Origin of the sequence: Rahnella ecdela, assembly GCF_019049625.1 — a bacterium.
In the GTDB taxonomy this organism is placed as follows: domain Bacteria; phylum Pseudomonadota; class Gammaproteobacteria; order Enterobacterales; family Enterobacteriaceae; genus Rahnella; species Rahnella ecdela.
In genome coordinates this window covers 208,046-228,808 of the sequence record NZ_JAFMOY010000132.1, presented here as the reverse complement: position 1 = coordinate 228,808, position 20,763 = coordinate 208,046, and the positions used below count along the sequence as shown (strand labels likewise).

Sequence of the window (20,763 nt, the reverse complement as noted above, 5' to 3'; positions counted from 1 at the left end):
GTCTGATGACGTAGACGGGGAAGCAACAGGGGGAGAAGTGAGAGGGGATTTCTCCTTCCGAAAAGAGTGTCCGGAAGGAGAAACTTTCTGCGGTTAGTGCTTAATTACATACAGGTCTTTGGTGTAAATGTAATTAAGCGGGCTGTCGTTGAAACCACCCACATACGGTTTTACCAGACGTGCACTGACATAGTGATACAGCGGAATCACCGGTGATTGCTCGGACAGTATCTGCTCAGCCTGCTGGTAAGCTTTGCCAACGTCGGCTTTATCTGTGGCTTTCAGCGCATCATTCAGTGCCTGATCATAAGCCGCATTGCTGAATTTAGGCGTATTTTCGCTGTTGCCGGTGCGCAAGGTATTCAGGAAAGTGGAAGGCTCGTTATAGTCGGCAATCCAGGCGTAACGCACGACTTCATACGTCCCCTGATGCATGGTATCGAGCATGGTTTTCCATTCCTGATTTTGCAGAACAGCGTCCACACCCAGATTCTTTTTCCACATTGACGCTGCGGCAATCGCAATGCGCTGATGTGATTCAGAGGTATTGTAGAGCAGATTAAATTTCAGAGGATGGTCGGGGCCGAAACCGGCTTCGGTCAGCAGCTTTTTCGCTTCTGCGTTACGCTGTTCCTGCGTCAGACTGGCTTCTTTCGGTTTTGCGAAAGTAAAGCCACCGGTGTTATCCGGCGATAAATGCCATGCCGGAGTTTGCCCCTGGCCTAATACTTTATCGGCAATGATCGACTTATCAATCGCCAGATTCAGCGCTTTACGCACGCGCACATCGTTGAAAGGCGGCTTCTGCGTGTTCATCGCATAGTAATAGACGGCGAGATAAGGGCTGACATGAACCTGCGAGCCCAGCTCTTTTTTCAGCGAGGCAAACAACGGAGAAGGAACGGTGTACGTGATGTCGATTTCACCGGCTTTATAACGGTTAACATCCGCCGTGCCTGAAGCGATGGGTAAATATGTCACTTTATTAATGACGGTATGCGCGTTATCCCAGTAGTTCGGGTTACGCACAGCGGTGATGCGTTCGTTAACTGTCCAGGTATCGAGCTTGAAAGGACCACTGCTGACCAGATTTCCCGGCTGAGTCCACTTATCACCGTATTTTTCCACATCCGCCTGACTGATAGGCGAAAGGGAAGGGTGTGCCAGCATACCCAGGAAGTAAGAGAGAGGCTGGTCGAGGGTGATTTCGAGCGTTTGTTTATCCAGCGCTTTAATCCCTAACTGATCGGCGGGCTTTTTGCCGTCAATGATATCTGCGGCATTCAGCACATGCATGCTGCCGAGATAGCTTTCATAAGGTGAGGCGGTTTTCGGGTCGATCAGACGTTGCCAGCTGAAGACTACATCCTGCGCGGTAATCGGTGAGCCGTCAGACCAGACAATGCCGGGACGTAAATGGAAAACCCAGGTTTTGTTGTCTTTGGTTTCCCAACTGCCGGCAAGCGATGGCTGTGCATCGCCTTTGCCGTCAATAGTCACTAATCCTGCATACAAATCGCTGAGGATGTTGAATTCCACATCACTTTCCACCTTATGCGGATCAAGAGATGCCGGTTCACTGCCATTGTTGCGGGTAATTTCCTGTTTGGCCGCCAGCTCTACACCCGCGGGAACGGTCGCAGCGTAAGTGGTAAATGAAGCCATAAAGGTCGAAGAGAGAAGAAGCGTGAGAGGAATTTTTTTAAAGCTTCCATAAGTTTTACGTATCGTCATTGCCATTTCCTGCCCTGTCAATATGGTTAAATATCAATGAGTAACAGGGTATTCATACCTTTGTTCTGACACTTTAGCAATCTTTATGAGACTTTTGTTATTACTCTGTGAAAGGCAACACAGTGGATCAGAAATCAGCATTTTCGTGCGCCGGGATCCAATAGCCATCAATAAAATCTTCTATCGGATAGCAGCCAGCCTGCCGCAAGCCCTGCTGGTGCATTGCGACCGTGCATTGTTTCTGAGTGTTAAAGGCATCCACCACAAGGTCTTCACATCCTCCGCCCAGATAACAAATGGTCAAAACTAGAGCGAACATAGTGCGTCTCCTTCTTTGTCATCACATTAAGCATAGAACTAATGTGCCCGTAACAAAATGTAAGAGCGCGCGTTTGCTGGATATTTGTCCGGTTGAAAAGTAGTAAAATGGCAGAAGCGGCAGAAAAGAGAATTTCCATAACGGGCATGATATCCTCGCGACCATAATTTTTTTGAATGACGTAATGGAAGGAGCAGCTCATGTCCGAATCTTTAAACAGAGAACAGGAAATCGAATCTGATCTGGTGGCATGCCAGTTGGTGATTAAGCAAATTCTGGATGTGATAGAAATTATTGCTCCAGCAGAAGTGCGCGAAAAGATGTCACACCAGCTGAAAAGTATTGATTTCAGCAAGCATCCGGCTGGTGCCGATCCGGTGACTAAGCGTGCAATTGAAAAAGCGATTTCATTAATTGAACTGAAATTCACCAGGCACGACAGCTGAACAATAGCCGCTGAACCAGAGCAGTTGAACAATAATTGTCATGCCCGTGGTGACGGGCATGACAGGCTAAAAATGTGTGTTATTGGTTATCGACCACTTCGCCAACTTTTTTGAAAATCGGACAGTTCGCAACCCCAATAACTCCGCTGTCAGAATGAATATACTGAGAGCTGATAATCCCTCTTGCCGTTAAGTATTGGCATTTCAGGCCTAATCCTGCTGCATTCTCGCTACTGCCAACTGTCATACCGTACCCTGAAAAAAGAAAAATGGCGTAAATCACGGCCAGCACAATAATCGTCTTAACGATACCCATTCTGAAACTCCCTACATATCTGTTCCTGAGTTATTCAGGATATTGATGAGCATAGTAGAAGTTATTTTGATCAGAATGTCATTGCTAATGAGTCTGAATCAGAAAATGGTAAAATAAATGCCAAAAAAATGACCCCTGAAAAGGGGCCATTGTGTGAACAGATTTATAACTCAGACCTGCAAATTACCAGCGGTATTTCATACCGGCATTTGCTGCCCAAGGCTGGTCAACATCACTGCCGCCCAGGTAGTTAGCACCTGCGTAAATGGTGAAATTTTTGCTCATGTCGAACTGACCACCTAAGCCAACGCGTACTGCTGAACCATCAACGCCGTTATCGATACGGTCACCGTTGATGTCGGCATCGTTGTTAGCATCTTCATACACATAGGCCAGCGTTGCGTAAGGGCTGATTGCCTGGTTGGCACCCAGATCAAAGGTATAACCGATGTTGGTCCCTAACTCATAACGCATGCTGTCATAAGCCTGATCGCTGACTTTCATGTTGTTGCTCATGCTGTAGTCATCATCGCCAATGAATACGCCGGTGATGCTGGCATATGGCGTCAGGTAAGCTTGCGGTGCGAATTTCCAGTCGTAACCGGCTTTCAGACCAAAGCCCCAGGCATCAGTGGAGTTATCCCCAGAAACCTGCTGACCATCGCTCATGGTGCTGTCAGTCGAGTTGCTGAAGTGACTGTAGCTCAGAGAGGTATCAATGAATGCGCCATTTTTAAAGTCGAGGCTGGAGTAAACGCGTGCTGACTGACTGTCAGTATCTGCATCCGCATCATCCATAGACAAGCTGGATTTCGCGAAGCTTGCCGCCATACCGACCAGCCACTGACGATCGCCACCACCTTCAGTGACTTTATCCAGACCGACCATAATGCCGTTGATATCCTGATCGTAATCTACAACGCCATTGTCACCATTTTGCTGGCCGCCGAAGTAGTTGACCCAGACGCCGCCTTTGTCATCACCCTGGGTGTGACGCGAGCTGTCCATACGGTTGCTCAGAGTATCCTGCTCCATATGCCAGGTTGCGGCATTGGAAGAAGGCAGGCTCAGCGCGGCGTTAGCTGTAGAGGTGATGCCTTGCTTAGCCAGAACAACGGTATCGCCCTGTTGTTCAGCCTGGTATTTGTAGGCACCCAGATCAGCGGTGTTTGCATGAGTAAAGGTCGCATTGCCGCCATAAGTGCGGATCAGCTCTTTATTCTGGTAATCAGCAACACGGCCTTCACCGGTCGCGTTATTGACACGAACCTGATAGTTACCGTCAGTCACGCCATTCACTGCAAGGTGGCCATCGGAATTGATACCAATAGTCCCGCGGTCATAAACGTAGTCCGCAGCCGTTTTATCACGTGCGTTGTTCATATCGGAATTCAGTACGAATTCACGGCTGCCCACATTGAAGGTACCGTCATCAGTCAACACCATGTTATGCGTGTCAACCTGGCCTGCGCCTAAGTTCAGCTCAGAACCATTGCCTACAGTGATGGTGTTTGCATACAGAGACGCGGTTTCTTCGGTCAGGTTGGCTTTACTGCCTGAGTTGAGATTAAGAGCATCAGTGTAAACTTCACCATGCACAGCAATTTTCAGGCTTGATGCGTTTGTCAGGGAGATGTTGTCAGCCAGTAATCCGGAGTCAGCAACATTGACCTGAGACTGGTTGTTTACCGTCAGGTTGTCGATGTTAGAGAACTTGGTGGTATCCCACTCAGAGCCGTTGTTAAGGGCGACATTAAAGAGGCCGCTCTGATAGACCGCATTGCCACTCAGGTAACCCGTTGTAGTATTAAATACTGAACCCGGCCAGATGCTGTTAGTAGCACGATCATACAAACCAGCGTCAGCCTGAACCTCAGAAATCGCTGCACCGACCCATTTGCTGCCATTATCCAGGGTCAGGTTAAGTTCGTCGGTATCGTCCCAGCCGTTGGTATCAAGTACTCCATCACCGTTGTTGTCGTGGCCGCCAACGTAGTAATTATGATCAAAGCTGCTTTCGAAATAGACGTCACCGGAGATTGTTGAATTATTGAAAACAGCGGTTGTTTTCATTGAATTATCAGCGGCAGAATTAGCAATTACGGAAAGCGCGATATCGTCAGCCGAGGTGCCAGTAGCACTGATATTACCGTAATCACTTGGTTTGTCTGACTGTCCATAGAAACCCGTGGTTTCTAATTCAGTGTAAGAACCAGATGTCAGCACTGAATCATTTACTGTCAGGGTATTATCAAAAGTATTGCCATTATTAACGTCAGTATCTACCCATTGGTAGCCTTGTGACAGCGCAATACCTGCAACGTGTGAGTTGTTCTGGATTAGAATATTACTTTCCTGATCCAATGTCACCGCAACGCCCATATCGTAGGTGCTCAGGTTTTCATGGTCACGGACTTTATTTGCATCTGTTACGTCATAATCGAAATGTTCGTAAGTGTCATTGATAGTGGAATTATCAATAGTGAGTTGCAAAGGTGACTGGTCATAATCATTACGAGCATCGCCACAGTCAGTCGTCATGCACTCGGAAGTGATCATTCCGTTAACGGTAGTATTCGTAATGTTCAGCGTATTATTTGTGCCGTTATCAAAGCCCAGATAGTAAGTAGAAAGAACGCCGTTAACGACAGAATTATTGATAGAAGAGTAGATGTCTCCGCCAGTGTAACTGGTGTTTGCCCCGTCATTATCTACATAACCGCGGTAACCGACATGACCCGCCAGCGCGGAGTCATGATAGAAGGTATCGTAGACGGTACCGGAGATATCAGCAGACATCGCCGCAGGTGCAGTTACTGCAACAGCGCAGGCCAGCGCTATTTTAGAAACGAAGAACTTTTTATTCCATGCATGCATTTATTAATCCCTCAACAAAAAATAGTCAGCATGAATCAGCTGGTAATTATTTCAGCCACTATGCTTTCATTTATATAACAGAAGAGACAGAAGAACTGTTCGACGGCGGGATGATATTTTAATGCATGGTGTAATTCAACAAAGAAGTTCCAGTGAAAATAAATTAAATGGTGGGGTTTGTATTTTATTTTAGAGGATTTAATGCGATTTTATTTCCTGATAAATTTAATTTATTTCCGTATGATTTCCAAAAAAATGCATTTATTGATAAGAATATTTTGTTGAGCAGCGGGAGACTGATGCTGGCTAAAGAGTATGCCAGAGGTTTTCTGCTGAGTGCACGGGGGGTTCATGGTTTATGATTTTGGAGTGATTTTTTAATCTGTTTCTCTTTATTCTATAAAAAGTACTTTAATGTGTGAGTAGTTAAGTTCATTTTTAAGAAAATCTAAGGAGTGGGATTATTTTTGAAAGGGTAATGATTAAGTCGTTTTATTTGATGCAGGTCAACTCTGGTCAGGTAGATATATATAGATAAAATGTATGCATTTTTATATATGATTTACGTATGTGATTATTGCAGGATGTTTAGCCTGTAAAGCTGGCGCTTTGTTATATCGCTGTTTAAGATTTTCGTCGTACTATGTCTGTCTGTTAGTCATTCGTTGGACGTCGCCTTTGAGCCCTGATAGACGCTGTTTAAACCAAAAGAGACCTGCCATCAAATTGAAAAAGCCTGTTTTCAATGTCAGAAGGGTCGTGATGTTCGTCCTGTTCCTGCTCATTTGCATAGGCCTTTACCTGCTTGCGCTCAATAGCTATTGCGATCAGGGCGGGAATTTTGACCTGGGCGTATGTGCGATTACTTCCTTTATCCCTTTTTAAGGGAGCTCTGCCAGAAATCCCGCTCTGCGGCAGTCCGGCCCTAAGAAAAGCCTGTTTTTTCGTTAATGGATTTGTGAATGACTTCCCTGATCTGCCGGTGATGGTAAGATGAAGGCTCTGAACATTCAGTGGTAGGGTAGTCAATGTTTGATTTCGCAATGGGCCAAAACAGCCTGGCTTCATTGGTGCTGTGTGCACTCTCAGCTTTGTTATTTCTGCTGGTATGGTTTTTTGTCAGCCGGGCCAGTGTCAGGGCAAATGAACAAATTGCTTTGTTGCATGAGATAGCTGAGCAGCAACGCCAGCAAACCGAGTTGCTCAAGGTTCTTGCTGCACAGGCACGAGGCAAAATGCCTCCTGTTGAAGCAGAGGATGATTCCGCTCTCAGCCTGCGTGGTTTTATTCCTGAACGTTAATCTTGCTCTGTAAACCCGCCCTCCGGCGGGTTTTTTCCTCCTGCTAAACCTTCATAAAACTGTCTTATTCTTCGGGTAGTCTCCACGCATGTGCCTTGCAGGATGGAAGAACTGATGATCAAATGGTCGGAAGAAGACGATAGCGAAGTAAACCACAACATTGCTTTACTGACGGGAGAGGAGCCTGAGAAGTGGTATCCCTACGGCGGTATGAAAGGCAAAGATTATTGCAACAACCCCTCCGACGCGTGGCCGATTATTTGCGCCAACAAAATCAGCATCAATTTTAAAGAGTTGCAGAGTGATCCGCTCTGGCTGGCTGAGATAAGCAGCCCCGATGGTCAGTGGCAAGCACAAAGCAAAAGACCTCTTCGTGCAGCAATGGTATGTTTCCTGCTTAGTAAGACTTGCGCATAAGTTAAAGCGCAGAGATACTCAGATTGTGACAAAGTTTTGCAAAGAAGTGATTCGAATAAGCGTCGCATAAAGCGATGCGTATCAAGTGATTAATGTTTCCTCATTTTGACAGTTGTGTCTAAGGCGGAGTCCATTATGAAGCGCATCATTAAAGGTGATAAAACTCTCTCCCATCTGGTGGTTGCTCACGCAGCTATCGACAGTCATGAAAAAGCCTACGGCAAACGCCGGCAAGGCTGGCCTTCGACCTATCTCATTAAGTATAAAGATGCGCGTGTTGCGGTTGAAGTTGTGACCCGCAGACAATCCTATGTTGCAACCCTCATGATCGGCGCCAGAAATCTGACCAAACTTTGCGGTATGCCTGCCTGAAAATCAGGAATACATCCCCGTAATCTCAAACCGTGTCGTAACCCGACACGGTTTTGTTTTATACCGGCTTTCTCATCAGCTGACGACGGTAAATATTTCCCCGGCGGAAAGGACGCTTCAGCAACCCAGAAAGCAGGCTGATCAGGTCAAGCATCAGCAGTATTGTGCCGGTGATCGCAAGCACCAGCAGCGTCAGAATGGCGAAGGCGATAACTTTCAGAGACGCAGGGACTTTGACGCGACGAAAACGTGAGCTGAGCCACAGGCGGCCGTACTGGGTCTGAATCTGCATGATATGTGTGAGTCGCGCAGCAAATGAGCGACGACGTTGAATTGTGTTCCTGGTCATAAAATTCCTCCTTTTTAAACGTCCTCAGTAAAACACACAGTTATTAAGATTTTCTTAACCCCTGATAGCTGATGAATTGGCACATAATTTTTCACTTTCTCCCTGTAGTGTGATTAACAAATATGCTACTTAAAATGATGTGATTACACTTTCGTTCAACCGGAAAGCTATCCCGTGGAGTCCTATGCCTGGTAAAAATCCGTATTACGACCCTTCAAAACCCCATCATACGCCGGACGGTTTTACTAACACCGAGCCGCAGAACCGGCAGGAGGGAGATTTCAAACGCTGGAGAAAAGAACGTAAAGCCCTTCGTTTACCTGCGCCACCGGAGAAGGGCTATGAACATTTCATCAGCCAGTGGTGGCAGAGTGCTGATTTTAGCGGAACGGATGATCGTTTATGGTTTTTAGGCCACGCATGTTTATTGCTGCGCGTGGCCGGGCGCTACGTTCTTATGGATCCCGCATTGTCGGAACGCGCCTCGCCGTTGAGCTTTTACGGACCTAAACGCAAAACGCCTGTTGCGGCGCCCGTTGAAAAATTGCCTCCCATCGACGTGGTGTTATTTTCACATAATCACTATGACCATCTGGATCGTGCAACCGTGCGCAAGCTGTTACGACGTTTTCCAGACGCGCAGTTTATGGTGCCTTTGGGCATGAAATCGTGGCTTGAACGGCGCGGAGCCCGGTATATCGAAGAACTCGACTGGTGGCAGGAACATCAGTTTGGTGATCTGACTTTTTCAGCCGTACCTGCGCGTCACTGGAGCATGCGGACATTCTGGGATCGAAATCAGTCTCTGTGGTGTGGCTGGGTCGTCAGAAACGCTGATTTGCGCTTCTATTTTTCCGGGGATAGCGGTTACAGCAATCAGTTTGAACTGATCGGTCAGCGTCTCGGGCCATTCGATTTAGCCGCAATTCCTGTCGGCGCCTATGCACCAAGATGGTTCATGAGCGCGCAGCATATGGATCCGCAGCAGGCTGTAACGGTCTTTTCTCAACTGGGCTGTCAGAAAGCCGTGCCGATCCACTGGGGTGTTTTTGAATTAGCCGATGATTCGCTGGACCAACCATTAAACGAATTAGCGGATGCCATATCTCAAAGTGATTCACCTGAAATGGAATTTAAACCCTTAAAAATAGGTGCAAGCATTTCTAAAGATTGAATATCATTTGCCCGTTCTTAGCGGAGAGTAAAGTGCAATGACGGGCTTATTAAATGAGAAGTATTATCACTTAAAGATTTGTTTGAGTGATGGCTTACTAAATGAAGGTGTTACTGAGTTGTTAATAAGTATTCCGGAAATGATTATTTTGCAGTACCGGATATTTTCCTGATGAAATAATTATTTGTATCAGAACGGCTCAAAACTTCCGGCCGGTGCTAATCTCCGGGGATTGCTTAAGATACAGTACATTATGCTGACCCTGTTGCGGGAAGGCCTTTGCCAGTCGCGGCTTCTGGTGCCGGACAGTGGCTCAAAGTTCGCCCGCATTCCGGTTAATCAAAATGATGATATGAGATTTAGATCACGGTAATTAATATTAAATTTTCATATTCATATTTTATATATGAATATGCTCGTTTTGAATGTTTGCGCAAGTGTTATACCGATTTAACCAACCCGCAAACTTTAATTCATTATAATGTCAAAAAAGAGACTATTAGAAATATGTATTAGAAGTCTGTGAGATTTAGAATTGTAATCCGAAGAGGCAGCAGAAGTTTTCTGTATTATCGGATAAAGGCTGAAGCCGCACAGTTAAGGTGCATTTATTGTGAGCTTCCTGCTGTTTTGCACCATTTTATCCCTCTATGACGTAATTGATTATTGCATAACCAGTCATATTGCCTGAGCGTGAATTCTTCCGCTTGCCCGTTCTGTTGCACAAGTGTCCACCTTGCCCGCCAGACGCGCTCTCACCCGAACGTGACCTTACAACGGGTGGTGGTTTTCCTCGCCGAATCAGGCTGTCAGTAAAAGCTTCAGGTCAATATTGACAATAAAAATTCAAATAAAGGTGTGTTTTACGCTTACGGTTCTGCATTAAATGATCAATAATCAAAAACAGGTCGTTATTGTTTTGTTTGATATGCAGGTGAAACTGCAAAGCAGAAAAAAGCATGTCTATCAACATATTTCAGCATAACTGAACACGAAGTGCCTTTAACCGGCTCAAATATGTGCGACATGTCCATCACTGATTAAAAATGGCTTGCCATCGAATTCAGAGTATGTGATAACGCATCTGGGTAAAACGAGGTACAGTTCTGTATATGTGTGGCATTTTCAGTATAGAAGTTCTGAGTAAAGACGTTCACGTTGAATACCGCTTCTCTGCCGATTCTAATCTTAGTGCCTCAAGCAGTAACGACTCTAGTTTGTCTATGTAACGCCTACGGGCGGTTTAAACAATCCAAAGGAAATACTCAAGATGGCAAAGATCAAAGGTCAAGTTAAGTGGTTCAACGAGTCTAAAGGTTTCGGTTTCATTACTCCTGCTGACGGCAGCAAAGACGTGTTCGTACACTTCTCTGCAATCCAGGGTAACGGCTTCAAAACTCTGGCTGAAGGCCAGAACGTAGAGTTCGAAATCCAAGACGGCCAGAAAGGCCCGTCAGCAGTTAACGTAACTGCAATCTAAGCAGCGTCAGCTGTAAAAAAACCCGCCAAGGCGGGTTTTTTTGTGTCTGCTTTTCAGCGACATAGAGGTTTATTTCAGGATCACTTTACCCCATGATCATAATGCCAGATTGCTGATTACGCCCGCTGATCCCCGGATGAGAAGGGTCTTTTGCCCGCTGATGACTATTGCGTCGGAAACTGGTGTATTTGAAACCTTCACCGGCTGTCGTACAAATCGTGCAGCTGCCTGCATGGTCAATTTCGGCAAACCCCAAAGCCTGTAGTTTTGCCTGTGCAATGGCAGCCAGATCCAGATGACGGTGACGGGGTGAAATCAGGGTTGGGGGAAAATCAAGTTGTTGCATAAATGTATCAACCAGCTCCTGACTGACTTCGTAACAACAAGCCTTCGCTGCAGGGCCAATGGCGACAATCCAGTCGCGGGTATCACCCGACTGATTAATCCTCTGCGCCATTTTTTCCAGAACACCGTCGATAAGTCCCCGCCAGCCTGCGTGAACAGCAGCCACTTCTTTGCCATCTTTGCGACAAAAAATCACCGGCAGGCAATCTGCGGTAAATACGGCCAAAAGAACACCAGGTACGGAGGTGATAAAACCGTCAGCTTCGCCGCAGTCCTGTCCGGGGTGAGTTACATTAACAATCCGGGTGCCATGAACTTGCTTCTTTTCCGGGCGCGTGGCTTCAAAGGCTTGCAGGTGAGCTGGAAGCAGGGATTCTTTGTCACCGAAGCCATGCAAAACGTCGGGGATGTGGCTGAGTAGAATGGAGCTGTCACTCATCTCGTGTCTCGGTCAGTAAGGGATATGGCTTCAGTGTAGCTGCCTTTTATGCGGACTTTCCAGCAGTTGCAACCACAGGGCGCCTTCTTTAGACTTACCTCTATTGCGAACTTTCGCTCCCTCAGACTTTCCTTGCAGGTTTTCTCCATGACGTATCAGTGCCCGCTTTGTTTCCAGCCGCTTACGCTGACAGGTCAGCAATGGCGTTGCCCGGCCAATCATCAGTTTGATAATGCCAAAGAGGGTTACGTTAATCTGATGCCCGTACAGCACAAACGCTCTAAGCAACCAGGCGACAGCCCTGAAATGATGATTTCGCGTCGTGCATTTCTTGATGCTGGCCACTATCAGCCTTTGCGGGATCGCCTGTCGGATATCCTTGATGAAGTCATTCCTGAAGATGCGCAGGCATTACTTGATATCGGTTGCGGGGAAGGGTATTACACTGCGGCTTTCGCCGAACGGTTAATGCCGCATCGCATGCTGAAAGTTTATGGGCTGGATGTGGCCAAAGTGGCTATCCGTTATGCCGCCAAACGCTACCACGATGTGTCTTTTTGCGTGGCGTCCAGCCACCGTTTGCCTTTTGCGGACAGCTCGCTGGATGCGGTGATTCGCATCTATGCGCCCTGCAAGGCTCAGGAGCTTCACCGGGCCATCAAACCCGGTGGTTTAGTGGTGACTGTCGCACCGGGTCCGCGTCATTTATACCAGCTGAAAGGTCTTATCTATCAGGATGTGCAGTTGCACGCCGATCTGGATGAGCAACTGGAAGGTTTTGAGCGCATCAGTACTGAAGCATTGTCCTATGACATGCGTCTTTCAGGCGCACAGGCATTTGATTTATTGCAGATGACGCCCTTCGCGTGGCGGGCAACAGAAGAAGTGATGGCTGATTTAAAGGCTCAGACGGCCTTTGAGTGTGAAACAGATTTCCTCATCCGGATACATCAGCGTGCATCAGAGTAATCAGTGCAAATAGCCCGGATGCTCGAGCAGGATATTCAATCCTATTCCGATCAGAACCACACCCCCTAAAATCTCGGCCCATTTGCCTAGCAGCGGGCCGATAAAACGACCTACCATAATCCCCAAAGTGGACATCAGCAGAGTTGCCATACCGATAAAGACCGCGGTCTGGATGATGTTCACTTCAAGTAATGCTAATCCTACGCCGATTGCCAGCGCATCCAGACTTGTGCCGATCGCGGTGGCGGCCAGGATCCAGAAACTATGTCGTATTGCTGTCGTGAGATCGTTATCCGGTTTGTCTTTCAGCCCTTCGATAATCATTCGAGTGCCAAGAATAAACAGCAGGACAAACGCGACCCAGTGGCTCCATTGCATGATGTACTGGCTGGCAAATAAGCCCAGCCCCCAGCCAATCAGCGGGGTTATTGCCTCTATGACACCGAAAATCAGGCCAGTGCGCAGGGCTTCACGCAGGCAGGGACGGTTAAGGGCCGCGCCTTTACTGATGGATGCGGCAAAGGCGTCCATTGACATGCCAAAAGCCAGAATAAGCGTTGCGGATAAATTCACGAGTATATCCCCCAAATAACGGCGCAACCTTATCATGATATTTTTATTCAGGACAACAACAAATAAAATAAGGGTTTATATATCCGGGGTGGATTATTACCTGGAGGGGAAAGACAATTTTATTGTAGGGGTAAATAACAGTTATATTAGTGGGGTGATATTATCTCGAAGCTTAAGCAGTAAAGCCATAAATATACCTATGGCTATAACTGATAGACGGGCGACTAAAACTAAATTACTGATTTTCAACCATTAGCTTGTAGATGCGTTCCAGATCGTCAAGTTCATTAACGCGGATTAATAACTTTTTCTGTTCTAATTCAAATACCAGTACACCGTCTTCTGACAGGTTCATGCTACGGATCCTGTCGTAGGTGATGAAGGTATTCGCGAAATAAAAACCCTTCGGTTTGAACAGCATTTTTGGCCAGCGGATGAACGAAAGATAGAAAGCAATCAGGCCAAGACCAATTAACAGGTAATTCGTTACAGCAGTACCATTAGCATGGATATTGTTATATAGCAGGATAACCAGCAGACCGATGAAGATAATGGAATCCAGCTTATTGCGGCGTCTGAGATTCACACGCAGCCGCGTTTCACCATTTTTAGTCCCCATGATGAACTCATCGAAGATGGCGTAGGCCAGTAACAGGAGGATGAATAGCGCGAGGACAATATCGGTAACAGACATGAAAACTCCAGCTTACGGTCACAAAAGGCAAATCAAAAAACAGCAAAATCAGGTTATAAAAAAAACCGGGGGAATGATCCCCCGGCTTAGCGGTTATCAGAGCCCTAACAGGCCAATCCAGTAACCGAAGATACCGATGGCGAAGAAGCCAACGATGATCCACAAGGCGTTAACTTTCTTACGCAGCAGCCACATACAGCCGAAGGTCAGCAGTAATGGCACCAGACCAGGCATCAGCTGATCCAGAATCGTCTGGACAGTGGTAACCGTAGTATGGCCTGTCTGGTCGGTGATTTTCGACACCACCAGCGGAATATTAACGTGCGTCCATTTATTAACCAGGGCCCCCATGACAAAGAGGCCGAGAATTGACGCCCCCTCAGTCAGTTTCTGCAGGAAGCCGCCGCCCATATCGTTAACGATATCGACACCTTTTTTGTAGCCGTAAGACACGCCGTAGTAACGGGTCAGCAGACGTACAAGGTTAAACAGAACGAAGAACAGTAACGGACCCAGCAGGCTGCCGGTCATCGCGATACCTGCGCCGAGTGCAGCAAACACCGGACGTACAGTACCCCAGAAGATCGGGTCACCCACACCGGCCAGAGGACCCATCAGACCCACTTTCAGGCCGTTGATGGCCGCGTCGTCGATAGGTGCGCCGTTAGCACGCTGTTCTTCCATCGCAAGCGTTACACCCAGAACCGGGGCAGCAACGTAAGGATGGGTGTTAAAGAATTCCAGGTGGCGTTTGATAGCCGCTTTGCGATCGTCATTGTTTTCAGGGTAGAGACGACGGATGGCAGGCACCATACAGAAGCAGAAGCCCAGAGCCTGCATACGTTCGAAGTTCCATGACCCCTGGAAAAGGTTGGAGCGCATAAACACACCGCGAATATCGCTGGCCGTGAGTTTTTTAACTGCAGTTTGATCAACCATGTCCTTCACCCTTAATCCAATTCGTTGTCGAGATCGTTAACACCCGGTGCCGCCGCTGCTTGCGCAGACTTGTTGTATTTCGGGCTCAACTGGATGTAAAGAACAGCCATCACCACACCAATCACACCCAGTGCAACCAGGTTGAAGTTGGTGAACGCGGCAGTAACGAAACCAAGGTAGAAGAATGGCATCAGGTAGCCAGCACGCATCATGTTGATAACCATGGCGTAACCCACCACGACGATCATACCACCAGCAATGTTCAGACCGTTGGTGACCACTTCAGGGATAGAAGCCAGCAAGTCATGAACGATTGCAGTACCCACAGACACAGCAACAATCACTGCAGGGATTGCGATACGCATTGCCTGAAGGATCAGCGCAGAAACGTGGATCCAGGTAATGGCGTTCAGATTACCTTTCTCAGCCGCTTTATCCGCTGCGTGCTGGAAGGCAACAGTGATAGTACGAACGATAATGGTTAATACCTGACCGGCAGCCGCCAGCGGGATAGCCAGTGCGATACCGGCACCGACGGACTGTCCACCTGCGATAACCAGAATGGTAGAAATGATAGAGGCGAGGGCGGCATCCGGCGCAACAGCAGCACCGATGTTCATCCAGCCAAGTGCAATCATTTCCAAAGTACCACCGATGATGATCCCGGTTTTAACATCACCAAGAACAAAACCGATCAAAGTACAGGCAACTAACGGGCGGTGAAACTGAAATTCATCCAGGATCGAACCCATCCCGGCAATACATGCAACAATAAATATCAGCACAATTTGTAGTGTGGTGATCTCCATTGCACTTCTCCTATGACCAAAGGACGCTGAGTATAAACAGGCACATCAGGCAGATAACGTTGAGGGAATCTGCACAATTTCGATGTGCTTATTAATTCATCTTATTAATGAGATCCATCATCTTGAGGCGGGAGTCTGTAGAGACTTTACGCACTTCAAGTTCGATACCTTTTTCATTCAATTTCTTGAATGATTCGATATCTTTTTCGTCGACAGATACTGCGTTATTCACCTGAGTTTTACCCTGACGGAAAGCCATACCACCGATGTTTACGGTAGTGATTTTCACGCCACCCTCAACTAAACGCAGAACGTCAGTCGGGTTAGTGAATAACAACATCACGCGGTCGCCAGCGTATTTTGGGTTATCCCAGACACGGATGGCTTTCGCAACGTCGACAACGTGTGCAGTAACACCAGGAGGAGCAACCTGAGTCAGTAACGTTTTACGCACGGTATCGGCAGCCACTTCGTCGCTGACAACAATAATGCGGGTCACGTTGGTTTCTTTGGTCCAGCGGGTCGCTACCTGGCCATGAATCAAACGGTCATCGATACGGGCGAGGCCGATTTTCATATGGTCGTTCGGGCCGGCAGGTTTCGCCGGGGCGGCTGCTTTTGGCGCAGGGGCGGCAACAGGGGCAACGGCTGCAGGCTCAGGGGCTTTCAGCGCTTTCACACCGATACGACCTGTTTCTACTGCAATGGCAACCAGTTCTGCGAAAGAAGGGTTGTCATCGCGAGCCATGAAAGTCTCTGCCAGCATCGGGATGTTAACGCCAGTGACAACTTCGTAATTTTCTTTATCGACAACAATACGGCTGGCGGCATTGAACGGGCTGCCACCCCAGGTGTCGACCAGGAAAAGGACGCCGCTGCTGGTGTCTAAACCACCCAACTTTGCCGTGTACTTTTCGATCAGGGTTTCGGCGTTCTCGCCGGGAACGAAATCGATATAGGCGACATTATCTTGTTCACCTAAAATCATTTCCGCTGTTTTCAGCAGCTGCTCAGCTGCTGACCCGTGCGTGCCGATGATAATAGCAATACTCACTCGCTACCTCCTCTGTTAACTCTTGAAAAGAGTTATGCACATAAGTAATGGTGCTGATGATATCCGCCCGTTTTTATTCCTGAGGCGGACAGGGCAATCCCTGCGTACTAACGTTCCTTAATTTCTGATAAGACTGCGAAACAGTAAAATGGCAGAACCTCAACAGGTTGTGCGACGTGATTTATTTTAGTGTGCGAAAAAATAATTTTTGTGACGGTTGTCCGTTATTCAACGACGTATTGTGAATACGTTTTCACATTGCACATTAAAACAGCATAGATGTTTCAAAATGATGCGGATCGTAAAAAATCACACTTTATTCAAATAATCATTCCTGATAGAGTGATTTTCCGAATCATTGAACAGGAGTACCGGGCCTCAGCCCTCCCTATGGACTGTCACCGACGTCACTATTCTTCGCTTTATCACCTCATTCTTACCGGCAAATCCGCCCCAATAGGCCTGATTACTGCCGCACTGAAACCGCTTTCATCTGACATTTTTGTCGTGACTCCTTCTGGCAAGTCTTCTGACCGCCTGACGTCACGCGTTTCTTTGCGTCATTTTTCTTTAACTCATTGCGGAGTCTGACATGGAATTTTTGATGGACCCTTCAATCTGGGTCGGTTTGCTGACGCTTGTCGTACTGGAAATTGTTCTGGGTATCGACAACCTTGTTTTTATTGCCATTCTTGCAGATAAACTGCCGCCTAAGCAGCGTGATAAGGCCCGTATTATTGGTCTTTCGCTGGCGCTGATTATGCGCCTTGGCCTGCTGTCGCTGATTTCGTGGATGGTCAAACTGACCACGCCGCTGTTTAGCATTGCGCAGTTCAGCTTCTCAGGGCGGGATCTGATCCTGCTGGTTGGTGGTTTGTTCCTGTTGTTTAAAGCCACAACTGAGTTGCACGAGCGGCTGGAAGGGCATGACGAACAGGGAACACCGAATCGCGGCTATGCCAGTTTCTGGTCCGTGGTGGCGCAGATTGTGGTGCTCGACGCGGTCTTCTCGCTGGATGCCGTCATAACCGCAGTGGGTATGGTGAATAATCTGGCTGTAATGATGACGGCCGTGGTGATTGCCATGGGTGTGATGTTACTGGCGTCCAAATCGCTGACGCGTTTTGTGAATAATCATCCGACGGTAGTGGTGCTGTGTCTCAGCTTCCTGCTGATGATTGGTCTGAGCCTGATAGCGGAAGGTTTTGGTTTCCATATTCCTAAGGGTTACCTGTACGCGGCAATCGGCTTCTCTATTCTGATTGAATTGTTCAACCAGATTGCGCGCCGCAACTTCCTGAAAAGCCAGTCTACCCGTCCGATGCGTGAGCGTACCGCCGAGGCCATTCAGCGTCTGATGGGCGGGAAACGCCAGCATCAGAACGAAGATGAACCGGTCGGTGATGTCCTGCCGGCATCAGAAGCTTTTGCAGAAGAAGAACGTCATATGATCACCGGTGTTCTGACACTGGCATCGCGTTCCCTGCGCAGCATCATGACGCCACGCACTGAGATTTCGTGGGTGGACTGTGAAAAGTCACCGGCTGAAATCCGTAATCAGCTGCTGGATACCCCGCACAGTTTGTTCCCGATTTGCCGCCATTCTCTGGATGACTTGATCGGTGTGGTGCGGGCGAAAGACCTGCTGGTCGCGCTGGAAAACGGTGAGAGCATCGTGGCTTTTGCTGAAAAAACGCCGCCGATTGTGGTACCGGAAACCATGGATGTCATCAACCTGCTGGCGGTATTACGTAAAGCCAAAGGTCGTCTGGTGGTGGTGAGCAACGAGTTTGGTGTGATTCAGGGGCTGGTGACGCCGCTGGACGTGCTGGAAGCCATCGCCGGTGAGTTCCCGGACGAAGATGAAACGCCAGACGTGATTGCTGACGGAGAGTCCTGGATAGCGAAAGGCGGCACAGACTTGCACCTTCTTCAGCAAATCCTCGATGTCAAAAATCTGGTGAATGCCGATGATGATTTTGCTTCGCTGGCCGGATTACTGCTCTCGAAATCAGGCCAGATGCCTGTCGCGGGCGAAGTGATTGAAATGGCGTCGCTGCATTTTGAAATCCTCGAGGTGACAGATTACCGTATCGAGCGTGTGCGCATCACCCGGATTAAGTCAGAAGACGTGTGGGACGAAAACCACTAAATCTGGCGTAATATCTGAATGTAAAACGGCGACTCCGGTCGCCGTTTTTTATACCTGAAATAGCATGAAGAATGCGGGATCAGACCGCGCCCTGAATATTCTGAGGTTCCATATTTTGAGTCGATTTCCGGTAACGCTCCAGCCAGACCGGGAACACTTCTATCGGCATCGGGCGTGCAAAGTAGTAGCCCTGCAACGAATCCACTTTGCGCTTACGCAGATAATCAACTTGTTCGCGGGTTTCCACCCCTTCGGCAATCAGCTTTAAATTCAGGCGTTGTGCCAGCGTGATAATAGTATCCGTGACGGTTGCATTGATCGCATCCGTACCGATGGAGGCCGTAAACGCCTGATCAATCTTCAGCACGTCCGGGTTTAGCGTTTTGAGATAACTCAGCGAACTGTGGCCGGTACCAAAATCATCAATAGCCAGCAGGATCCCCATCTCTTTCAGCTGCGAAATTTCCGCAGCCCGCAATTCCTGAAGACGCGTGCGCTCGGTCAGTTCAAGCATCAGGGAAACCGAAGGCTGCGCCGGAAGCCACAGTTTGCGGATATCATCCACGATTTCCATATTATTGAAGTGCTGAGCCGCCACGTTAATGCTGACATAAAAACCCGGAGTAGCCGGGAAGACCGCCAGATTATCGGCAACGGTTTTAATCAGATAGCGGGTTAGCGAGATAATTAATCCGTGCTGTTCAGCCAGCGGAATAAAGACATCAGGCGATACCCATTCCTGTCTGCGGTTTTTCCAGCGCATCAGCGTTTCCACACCGATACAGCGCCCGTCATCACTGTTAATAATCGGCTGACAATAGACCTTAAATTCGCGGTGCGAAATGCCGTGACTGATCGGATAGGCCAGGCTTATCCGGCTGCCGGAAAGCAGATACACCGCGGTTGCCGTCAGCAGACTGATTAACACTGAAAGTGGCAGATGCGAAGGGAGTTCGTTCCAGGCCAGTTCGCTGGCTTTTTCTCCAAAAATAGAGACCGAGAAATCATATTTTTGCGATTGCTCGCTCAGTAGCGGAGGTTGCGGAAGGTTATTGCTGCTGATTATCTCATTTTTGCCATATTCGAGATTTTGCTTCCCGACGTTTAATACAATATGGCTGGCGTAAGGAGGCTGCGGTTCGAGCAGGAAATTCGACAATATGCCGATGTTATAAACAAACAGCTCGCCGTTGCGATTATCCGGCGTGGAGGGATGCCACAGAATGAGCGTCGGGGTGTCCACGCGACTCCATTTTGACGCGCGAAGTTCAAGCTGTGTTATTCCCAGAGAAAAAGACGGTAACGTATCGCTGAGGCTAAGATCCAGCGGGCCGACAAGACTTGAACAGATGAGTTTGCCGTCACTGACCAGGCTGATTGAGCGCAGCGTCTGCATACGGGCGACATTTTGCTGCAGGATGGGTTGCAGAACATTACAACCGAGAGTCAGATCCAGAGGAACCGCTTTCCCCGCAGGTGACGCAGGTTCGAGTAGTTTTTCCAGCTTTTGGACGGTATGAAGCGCGACATGTTGTTGGTCTTCTGCGATGACCTGAGCTTGTTCGTAAATTCGAATGCCAAGAGTCAGAAGCAAAGTACATATCCCCATCGCGCAGGCAAGCGCAATGCGATAGTAGCGATACTTCGCAAGTCCGGTCTGGGAGAACAGCATCGTTCTAATCCTTTTATCCCGTGTTAATTGCAGGCTCAAAATTATTTTTTTAAAGGTTTACCGATGCGTAACAGCCAGTGTGTTTTAGTTGATAGTAGCTGTAAATCGTCGGATGCTCTGCCTGAGTTGCGGAAAAAACACTCATTTCCTGCGTTAAAACTAAAGAAAATCAGCCTAAGTGACGTTGTCACTTAAATTTTTTCTGTCAGTCCCGGCATTTATTATTCTGTATTCAGAGGCTCACTGATCGGGAAAATCAGGCGGAAAACAGCATGCCGTACCTGCAGGGCATATTGCAAGTAACACTTCCATTATGTATTGATAATACAACA

General features: G+C 47.9%; 22 protein-coding genes. 10 read left to right on the top strand and 12 right to left on the bottom strand.

Annotation, left to right across the window (positions count from 1 at the left end):
- Positions 1-93: 93 nt before the first annotated feature.
- A complete protein-coding gene (locus J1784_RS21825) occupies positions 94-1,734 on the bottom strand; it encodes an ABC transporter substrate-binding protein (RefSeq protein WP_217150929.1) in 1,641 nt (546 codons plus the stop codon).
- Between the two features lie 127 nt (positions 1,735-1,861).
- Positions 1,862-2,053, bottom strand: coding sequence for a YdfD/YebW family protein (locus J1784_RS21820; protein WP_095921376.1), 192 nt, complete (start codon positions 2,051-2,053; stop codon positions 1,862-1,864).
- Between the two features lie 200 nt (positions 2,054-2,253).
- On the opposite strand from J1784_RS21820, the gene J1784_RS21815 reads away from it, so the two are divergent.
- Entirely contained in the window at positions 2,254-2,499 is a 246-nt protein-coding gene (locus J1784_RS21815) for a DUF2766 family protein (RefSeq protein WP_013576204.1), read from the top strand.
- A gap of 79 nt (positions 2,500-2,578) precedes the next feature.
- Here the strand turns inward: J1784_RS21815 and J1784_RS21810 are convergent, their stop codons facing one another.
- Together J1784_RS21810 and J1784_RS21805 are read right to left on the bottom strand one after the other, a co-directional pair.
- The gene (locus J1784_RS21810) at positions 2,579-2,815 is read right to left on the bottom strand and encodes a YobH family protein (RefSeq protein ID WP_217150928.1); all 237 of its coding nucleotides are present in this window, start codon (positions 2,813-2,815) and stop codon (positions 2,579-2,581) included.
- 183 nt (positions 2,816-2,998) lie between these two features.
- Positions 2,999-5,692, bottom strand: coding sequence for an autotransporter outer membrane beta-barrel domain-containing protein (locus J1784_RS21805; RefSeq protein ID WP_217150927.1), 2,694 nt, complete (start codon positions 5,690-5,692; stop codon positions 2,999-3,001).
- A 762-nt stretch (positions 5,693-6,454) separates the two neighbouring features.
- On the opposite strand from J1784_RS21805, the gene mgrB reads away from it, so the two are divergent.
- The 4 genes from mgrB to J1784_RS21785 all read left to right on the top strand — a co-directional run bounded on the left by mgrB (position 6,455) and on the right by J1784_RS21785 (position 7,782).
- On the top strand, positions 6,455-6,577 hold the full coding sequence (mgrB, locus tag J1784_RS26935) for a PhoP/PhoQ regulatory lipoprotein MgrB (protein WP_162940700.1): 123 nt from the start codon (positions 6,455-6,457) through the stop codon (positions 6,575-6,577).
- A gap of 143 nt (positions 6,578-6,720) precedes the next feature.
- On the top strand, positions 6,721-6,993 hold the full coding sequence (locus J1784_RS21795) for a YebO family protein (RefSeq protein WP_217150926.1): 273 nt from the start codon (positions 6,721-6,723) through the stop codon (positions 6,991-6,993).
- A gap of 114 nt (positions 6,994-7,107) precedes the next feature.
- Entirely contained in the window at positions 7,108-7,410 is a 303-nt protein-coding gene (locus J1784_RS21790) for a phage protein NinX family protein (protein WP_217151152.1), read from the top strand.
- Between the two features lie 135 nt (positions 7,411-7,545).
- Complete coding sequence (locus J1784_RS21785; RefSeq protein ID WP_013576199.1) at positions 7,546-7,782, top strand: DUF4060 family protein; 237 nt, start codon at positions 7,546-7,548, stop codon at positions 7,780-7,782.
- A gap of 58 nt (positions 7,783-7,840) precedes the next feature.
- On the opposite strand, the gene J1784_RS21780 is transcribed toward J1784_RS21785, so the two are convergent.
- Positions 7,841-8,131 (bottom strand): hypothetical protein, encoded by a 291-nt coding sequence (locus J1784_RS21780; protein ID WP_217150925.1) that lies wholly within the window; start codon positions 8,129-8,131, stop codon positions 7,841-7,843.
- Between the two features lie 184 nt (positions 8,132-8,315).
- Here J1784_RS21780 and J1784_RS21775 point away from each other — a divergent pair, with 184 nt between their 5' ends.
- From J1784_RS21775 to cspE, 3 genes are all read left to right on the top strand, one after another.
- Positions 8,316-9,305, top strand: coding sequence for an MBL fold metallo-hydrolase (locus J1784_RS21775; RefSeq protein ID WP_217150924.1), 990 nt, complete (start codon positions 8,316-8,318; stop codon positions 9,303-9,305).
- A gap of 1,112 nt (positions 9,306-10,417) precedes the next feature.
- Positions 10,418-10,534 (top strand): DUF2627 domain-containing protein, encoded by a 117-nt coding sequence (locus J1784_RS21770; RefSeq protein ID WP_071823629.1) that lies wholly within the window; start codon positions 10,418-10,420, stop codon positions 10,532-10,534.
- Between the two features lie 41 nt (positions 10,535-10,575).
- A complete protein-coding gene (gene cspE / locus J1784_RS21765; protein ID WP_002221949.1) occupies positions 10,576-10,785 on the top strand; it encodes a transcription antiterminator/RNA stability regulator CspE in 210 nt (69 codons plus the stop codon).
- 85 nt (positions 10,786-10,870) lie between these two features.
- On the opposite strand, the gene pgeF is transcribed toward cspE, so the two are convergent.
- Positions 10,871-11,569, bottom strand: coding sequence for a peptidoglycan editing factor PgeF (gene pgeF / locus J1784_RS21760; RefSeq protein WP_217150923.1), 699 nt, complete (start codon positions 11,567-11,569; stop codon positions 10,871-10,873).
- A 147-nt stretch (positions 11,570-11,716) separates the two neighbouring features.
- Here pgeF and rlmA point away from each other — a divergent pair, with 147 nt between their 5' ends.
- Positions 11,717-12,538 carry a 23S rRNA (guanine(745)-N(1))-methyltransferase gene (gene rlmA / locus J1784_RS21755; RefSeq protein ID WP_217150922.1) on the top strand — a complete coding sequence of 274 codons (822 nt, stop codon included), beginning with the start codon at positions 11,717-11,719 and terminating at the stop codon, positions 12,536-12,538.
- On the opposite strand, the gene mntP is transcribed toward rlmA, so the two are convergent.
- The 5 genes from mntP to manX all read right to left on the bottom strand — a co-directional run bounded on the left by mntP (position 12,539) and on the right by manX (position 16,607).
- Positions 12,539-13,111 (bottom strand): manganese efflux pump MntP, encoded by a 573-nt coding sequence (gene mntP, locus J1784_RS21750; protein WP_217150921.1) that lies wholly within the window; start codon positions 13,109-13,111, stop codon positions 12,539-12,541.
- A gap of 235 nt (positions 13,112-13,346) precedes the next feature.
- Positions 13,347-13,805, bottom strand: coding sequence for a DUF986 family protein (locus J1784_RS21745; protein WP_217150920.1), 459 nt, complete (start codon positions 13,803-13,805; stop codon positions 13,347-13,349).
- 96 nt (positions 13,806-13,901) lie between these two features.
- Positions 13,902-14,744 carry a PTS mannose transporter subunit IID gene (locus J1784_RS21740; protein WP_120506051.1) on the bottom strand — a complete coding sequence of 281 codons (843 nt, stop codon included), beginning with the start codon at positions 14,742-14,744 and terminating at the stop codon, positions 13,902-13,904.
- An 11-nt stretch (positions 14,745-14,755) separates the two neighbouring features.
- Positions 14,756-15,553, bottom strand: coding sequence for a PTS mannose/fructose/sorbose transporter subunit IIC (locus tag J1784_RS21735; protein WP_112291058.1), 798 nt, complete (start codon positions 15,551-15,553; stop codon positions 14,756-14,758).
- 91 nt (positions 15,554-15,644) lie between these two features.
- Positions 15,645-16,607, bottom strand: a complete 963-nt coding sequence (manX, locus tag J1784_RS21730) for a PTS mannose transporter subunit IIAB (RefSeq protein ID WP_217150919.1) — start codon at positions 16,605-16,607, stop codon at positions 15,645-15,647.
- A gap of 592 nt (positions 16,608-17,199) precedes the next feature.
- On the opposite strand from manX, the gene J1784_RS21725 reads away from it, so the two are divergent.
- Positions 17,200-18,759, top strand: coding sequence for a TerC family protein (locus J1784_RS21725; RefSeq protein WP_217150918.1), 1,560 nt, complete (start codon positions 17,200-17,202; stop codon positions 18,757-18,759).
- 79 nt (positions 18,760-18,838) lie between these two features.
- Here the strand turns inward: J1784_RS21725 and J1784_RS21720 are convergent, their stop codons facing one another.
- Positions 18,839-20,431, bottom strand: coding sequence for an EAL domain-containing protein (locus tag J1784_RS21720; protein WP_217150917.1), 1,593 nt, complete (start codon positions 20,429-20,431; stop codon positions 18,839-18,841).
- Between the last annotated feature and the right edge of the window lie 332 nt (positions 20,432-20,763).

What these genes read in the sequence shown, in the direction of transcription:
- J1784_RS21795 (WP_217150926.1), top strand. Translation starts at nt 6,721, where the DNA reads ATGTTTGATTTCGCAATGGGCCAAAACAGCCTGGCTTCATTGGTGCTG.
- J1784_RS21745 (WP_217150920.1), bottom strand. Translation starts at nt 13,805, where the DNA reads ATGTCTGTTACCGATATTGTCCTCGCGCTATTCATCCTCCTGTTACTG.
- J1784_RS21805 (WP_217150927.1), bottom strand. Translation starts at nt 5,692, where the DNA reads ATGCATGCATGGAATAAAAAGTTCTTCGTTTCTAAAATAGCGCTGGCC.
- J1784_RS21815 (WP_013576204.1), top strand. Translation starts at nt 2,254, where the DNA reads ATGTCCGAATCTTTAAACAGAGAACAGGAAATCGAATCTGATCTGGTG.
- mgrB (WP_162940700.1), top strand. Translation starts at nt 6,455, where the DNA reads ATGTTCGTCCTGTTCCTGCTCATTTGCATAGGCCTTTACCTGCTTGCG.
- J1784_RS21720 (WP_217150917.1), bottom strand. Translation starts at nt 20,431, where the DNA reads ATGCTGTTCTCCCAGACCGGACTTGCGAAGTATCGCTACTATCGCATT.
- J1784_RS21810 (WP_217150928.1), bottom strand. Translation starts at nt 2,815, where the DNA reads ATGGGTATCGTTAAGACGATTATTGTGCTGGCCGTGATTTACGCCATT.
- J1784_RS21770 (WP_071823629.1), top strand. Translation starts at nt 10,418, where the DNA reads ATGTGTGGCATTTTCAGTATAGAAGTTCTGAGTAAAGACGTTCACGTT.
- pgeF (WP_217150923.1), bottom strand. Translation starts at nt 11,569, where the DNA reads ATGAGTGACAGCTCCATTCTACTCAGCCACATCCCCGACGTTTTGCAT.
- rlmA (WP_217150922.1), top strand. Translation starts at nt 11,717, where the DNA reads ATGACGTATCAGTGCCCGCTTTGTTTCCAGCCGCTTACGCTGACAGGT.
- J1784_RS21825 (WP_217150929.1), bottom strand. Translation starts at nt 1,734, where the DNA reads ATGACGATACGTAAAACTTATGGAAGCTTTAAAAAAATTCCTCTCACG.
- J1784_RS21820 (WP_095921376.1), bottom strand. Translation starts at nt 2,053, where the DNA reads ATGTTCGCTCTAGTTTTGACCATTTGTTATCTGGGCGGAGGATGTGAA.
- cspE (WP_002221949.1), top strand. Translation starts at nt 10,576, where the DNA reads ATGGCAAAGATCAAAGGTCAAGTTAAGTGGTTCAACGAGTCTAAAGGT.
- J1784_RS21790 (WP_217151152.1), top strand. Translation starts at nt 7,108, where the DNA reads ATGATCAAATGGTCGGAAGAAGACGATAGCGAAGTAAACCACAACATT.
- J1784_RS21725 (WP_217150918.1), top strand. Translation starts at nt 17,200, where the DNA reads ATGGAATTTTTGATGGACCCTTCAATCTGGGTCGGTTTGCTGACGCTT.
- J1784_RS21740 (WP_120506051.1), bottom strand. Translation starts at nt 14,744, where the DNA reads ATGGTTGATCAAACTGCAGTTAAAAAACTCACGGCCAGCGATATTCGC.
- J1784_RS21735 (WP_112291058.1), bottom strand. Translation starts at nt 15,553, where the DNA reads ATGGAGATCACCACACTACAAATTGTGCTGATATTTATTGTTGCATGT.
- J1784_RS21785 (WP_013576199.1), top strand. Translation starts at nt 7,546, where the DNA reads ATGAAGCGCATCATTAAAGGTGATAAAACTCTCTCCCATCTGGTGGTT.
- J1784_RS21775 (WP_217150924.1), top strand. Translation starts at nt 8,316, where the DNA reads ATGCCTGGTAAAAATCCGTATTACGACCCTTCAAAACCCCATCATACG.
- J1784_RS21780 (WP_217150925.1), bottom strand. Translation starts at nt 8,131, where the DNA reads ATGACCAGGAACACAATTCAACGTCGTCGCTCATTTGCTGCGCGACTC.